The following is a 4098-nucleotide window of genomic DNA, read 5'->3' as shown; positions in this document are numbered from 1 at the left end:
GCCGCAGGCGCTGGCGGTCAGCGGCGAAGAAGCGCGCCTGATCGATGCGGTCAATGCCTGGCGCAGCCAGGCCCAGCCGTGCGGTGGCGAGGCCTCGCTGGAACTGCCGCCGCTCAACAGCGACACTCGCCTGGCGCTGTCCCCCGAGGGCACCCGCGATCTGCAGCAGGCCATGAGCCGCGCCGCCTACCCGATGGTCAACGTGCAGGCCATCAGCCTCTCCGGGCCGCGTGATGCAACCGCCGCCATGAACGTGATCAAGGAAAGCTTCTGCCAGGTGGTGCTCGACCCGCAATTCGTCGACATCGGCGTCAGCCAGGAGGGCCGCGACTGGCGTATCGTCCTGGCCAGGCCCCTGCTCACCGGCCGCCTGGGCGACTGGCAGGCCGAAGGCCAGAAGTTGCTGCAGGAGATCAATGCCGCGCGCAAGCTGCCGCGCGAATGTGGCGGGCAACCGTTCGCCCAAGCGCCACCTTTGACGTGGAACAGCGTGCTCGCCGGTGCGGCCGTAAGCCATACCCGGGCCATGGCCAACCAGAATTTCTTCGACCACATCGACCGCGACGGTCGCACCCCAGGTGATCGCGCGGAACTGGCCGGCTACCTGTACCAGCAGATTGGCGAAAACATTGCAGCTGGGCGAGACACGCCGCGCAAGGTAGTGGACGGCTGGCTGGCCAGCCCGGGGCACTGCGCGACATTGATGAACCCCGAGTTCAGCGACCTGGGCGCGGCCTACGCGGTAGATCCGAAAAGCGATGCGGGGATCTACTGGACCGGGATGTTCGGCAAGGCGCAATAGCGCCGCCGCTTTGTCCCGTGCCTGGCAGAGCTTACCTGACGAATCGCCTCCCCCTGCCGCACCGCCCCCCGGCATGACTCACGCTCGCTCCGTCGAAGGGCGTCTGTCACCTGCGACAATTCGTCACCAAATTTTATGTACCAACTTGTTAATTAGCTTGCTAAGCGCTTAGACTCTCGCCCATTCCACCTGCGAGAATTCCGGCATGAAACACACACCGCGCCTGTCGCGCGCCTCCCTCTCCATTCTGATCGGCCTGGGCGTGATCATCGCCCTGCTCGGCCTGCTCCTGGCCGCTGGCGGCATCAAGTTGCTCAGTCGCGGCGGTTCCTGGTACTTCCTCATCGGCGGCGCGGCCATGGCCCTGGCCGGCGTGCTGATTGCCCTGCGCAAGCCGCTCGGCGCCTGGCTGTTCGCTGCATTTCTGCTCGCCACCGCCGTGTGGGCCGTGGCCGATGCAGGCTGGGTGTTCTGGCCGCTGTTCTCACGCCTGTTCATGTTCAGCACCATTGGCCTGGTGGTCACGCTGGTCTACCCACTGCTGGTGCGCGCCCACGGCGGCACGCCAGGGCGCAGCGCCTACGGCCTTGCCGGCGTGATGGCAATCCTTCTGGCCATCACCGTCGGCAACATGTTCGTCGCCCACCCCAGCGTTGCCCCGACCGGCAACGGTCCTGGCCTCACCCCAGTCGACCCGGCCAAGGCGCAGAAAGATTGGGCGCACTACGGCAACACCGTGGGCGGCAGCCGCTTCGCGGCGCTCGACCAGATCAACCGCGACACGGTCAACCAGTTGCAGGTGGCCTGGACCTACCACACCGGCGATGTCGCACTCAGCGACGGCAACGGCGCTGAAGACCAGCTCACCCCGCTGCAGATCGGCAACAAGGTGTTCCTCTGCACCCCACACAACAACCTGATCGCACTGGACGCCGACACCGGCAAGGAGCTGTGGAAAAACGCCATCAACGCCCAGTCCAAGGTCTGGCAGCGTTGCCGCGGCCTGGCGTACTTCGACGCCACCGCACCCCTGGCTCAGCCGAGTCAGCCCGGCAGCTCACCGGTCACCGTCGCCAGCATCGCGCCAGGCGCCAACTGCCAGCGCCGCCTGCTGACCAACACCATCGATGGCCGCCTGATTGCCGTGGATGCGGACACCGGCCAGTTCTGCGAAGGCTTCGGCGACAACGGCCAGGTGAACTTGATGGCCGGCCTGGGCGATGTGCCGGACTCCTATTATCAGCTGTCGTCCGCGCCGCTGATGGCCGGCACCACCGTAGTGGTCGGCGGGCGTGTTGCGGATAACGTGCAGACCGACATGCCGGGAGGTGTGCTGCGCGGCTTCGACGTGATGACCGGCCAGATGCGCTGGGCGTTCGACCCGGGCAACCCGCAAAAGCGTGATGCGCCACAAGACGGCAGCACCTATATGCGCAGCACCCCGAACAGCTGGGCGCCGATGTCCTACGACCCGGCGATGAACACCGTGTTCCTGCCAATGGGCTCGTCCTCCACCGACATCTACGGCGTGGAGCGCACCCAGCTCGACCACACCTACGGCGCCTCCGTACTGGCCCTCGACGCCACCACCGGCAACCAGAAGTGGGTCTACCAGACCGTCCACAACGACCTCTGGGACTTCGACCTGCCGATGCAGCCGAGCCTGATCGACTTCACCCGCGACGACGGCAAGACCGTGCCTGCGGTGGTGATCGGCACCAAGGCCGGGCAGATCTACGTGCTCGACCGTGCCACCGGCCAGCCGCTGACCGACGTCAAGGACGTTGCGGTCAAGCCGAGCAACATCCCCAACGAGCCGTATTCGCCCACCCAGCCCAAGTCGGTCGGCATGCCGCAGATCGGCGCGCAGACTCTGACCGAGTCAGACATGTGGGGCGCCACGCCATATGACCAGTTGCTGTGCCGCATCGACTTCAAGGGCATGCGCTACGACGGCCTGTACACCGCACCCGGCACCGACCGCTCGCTGAGCTTCCCAGGGTCGTTGGGTGGCATGAACTGGGGCAGCCTGTCGACCGACCCGGTACACGGCTTCATCTTCGTCAACGACATGCGTCTGGGCCTGTGGATTCAGATGATCCCGTCGCAGAACAAGGCAGCGACCTCGTCCGGTGGTGAATCGTTGAACACCGGCATGGGCGCCGTGCCGCTCAAGGGCACACCTTATGCGGTGAACAAGAACCGCTTCCTGTCGATCGCCGGCATTCCGTGCCAGGCACCGCCGTTCGGCACGCTGACGGCCATCGACATGAAGACCCGTCAAGTGGCCTGGCAAGTACCGGTCGGTACGGTGGAAGACACCGGCCCCTTGGGAATTCGCATGCACCTGCCGATCAAGATCGGCCTGCCGACCCTGGGCGGCACCCTCTCGACCCAAGGCGGCCTGGTGTTCATTGCCGGCACGCAGGACTTCTACCTGCGCGCCTACAACAGCGCCAATGGTGACGAAATCTGGAAAGCCCGCTTGCCCGTTGGCAGCCAGGGTGGCCCGATGACCTACGTGTCGCCCAAGACGGGCAAGCAGTATGTGGTGATCACCGCCGGTGGCGCGCGTCAGTCGACTGACCGTGGCGACTATGTGATTGCCTATGCGCTGCCGGACGAGAAGCAGTAGGAGTTCAGCATCGGTTCAAAGTTGAACGCGGGCCCCGGCACAGCAGTGACTGTGCCGGGGCCCGCTTTGCTGTATTACGCCCGCTCCGCGTCATTTCCCGTAACGGGTTGTAAGCACACGCTTCCCCTATCCGCCCACCCCCTGCTCCCCGGCCTGTTATCATCGCGCCCACTTTTGTGACCGTCCGATGACAACAAGGAATTCTTTTGGTGAGCAACTCCCCCGTGCCTGGGCGTATCGGCGTCCGCACCTGTTCCCTGATCGCCCTGGTGCTGCTCATTCCGCTACTCAGCCGGGCGCTGCTGGGCTGGTCGAACCCGGCCGGCTATCTCTCGGACCTGGCCATCGGCAGCACCTTGTTGCTGTTGCTGCAACGCCGTGCCTGGTGGCTGGCGCTGCCCGTGTTGCTGTTCTGGGCGGGCCTGTGGGTGGCCTCGGCCGAGCTGGTCAGCGCCGTCGGGCGCCTGCCGACCAGCGCTGATCTGAGCTACCTGTTCGATCCGCAGTTCGTCGAGAATTCCACCGGGGGCGCCCTCGCCCACGGCTGGCTGCCTGCCCTGATGGGTGCCGGGCTGCTGGGCTGGCTGCGGCGTGGACGTGCGGTTCCCGTGCCAGTGCAGGCGGTGGAGGAGGCGCATCGCCCGGCCTGATGAAGTGCCGG

General features: G+C 65.8%; 2 protein-coding genes and 1 pseudogene. All 3 read left to right on the top strand.

What is annotated here, in order from left to right; all coding sequences use genetic code 11:
• Positions 1–10 precede the first annotated feature (10 nt).
• Positions 11–802, top strand: a complete 792-nt coding sequence (locus RT028_RS20075) for a CAP domain-containing protein (RefSeq protein WP_312937216.1) — start codon at positions 11–13, stop codon at positions 800–802.
• 205 nt (positions 803–1007) lie between these two features.
• Positions 1008–3437 carry a glucose/quinate/shikimate family membrane-bound PQQ-dependent dehydrogenase gene (locus RT028_RS20070; protein ID WP_312937214.1) on the top strand — a complete coding sequence of 810 codons (2430 nt, stop codon included), beginning with the start codon at positions 1008–1010 and terminating at the stop codon, positions 3435–3437.
• 224 nt (positions 3438–3661) lie between these two features.
• A pseudogene (locus RT028_RS20065) lies at positions 3662–4060 on the top strand (LTA synthase family protein); the annotation flags it as partial.
• Positions 4061–4098: the final 38 nt, after the last annotated feature.

This window comes from Pseudomonas sp., from assembly GCF_032058845.1.
Classification (GTDB): domain Bacteria; phylum Pseudomonadota; class Gammaproteobacteria; order Pseudomonadales; family Pseudomonadaceae; genus Aquipseudomonas.
This window is presented reverse-complemented; position numbering and strand designations above follow the sequence as displayed.

Excerpts from the sequence above, each read along its gene's own strand:
- RT028_RS20070 (WP_312937214.1), top strand. The coding sequence starts at position 1,008 with ATGAAACACACACCGCGCCTGTCGCGCGCCTCCCTCTCCATTCTGATC.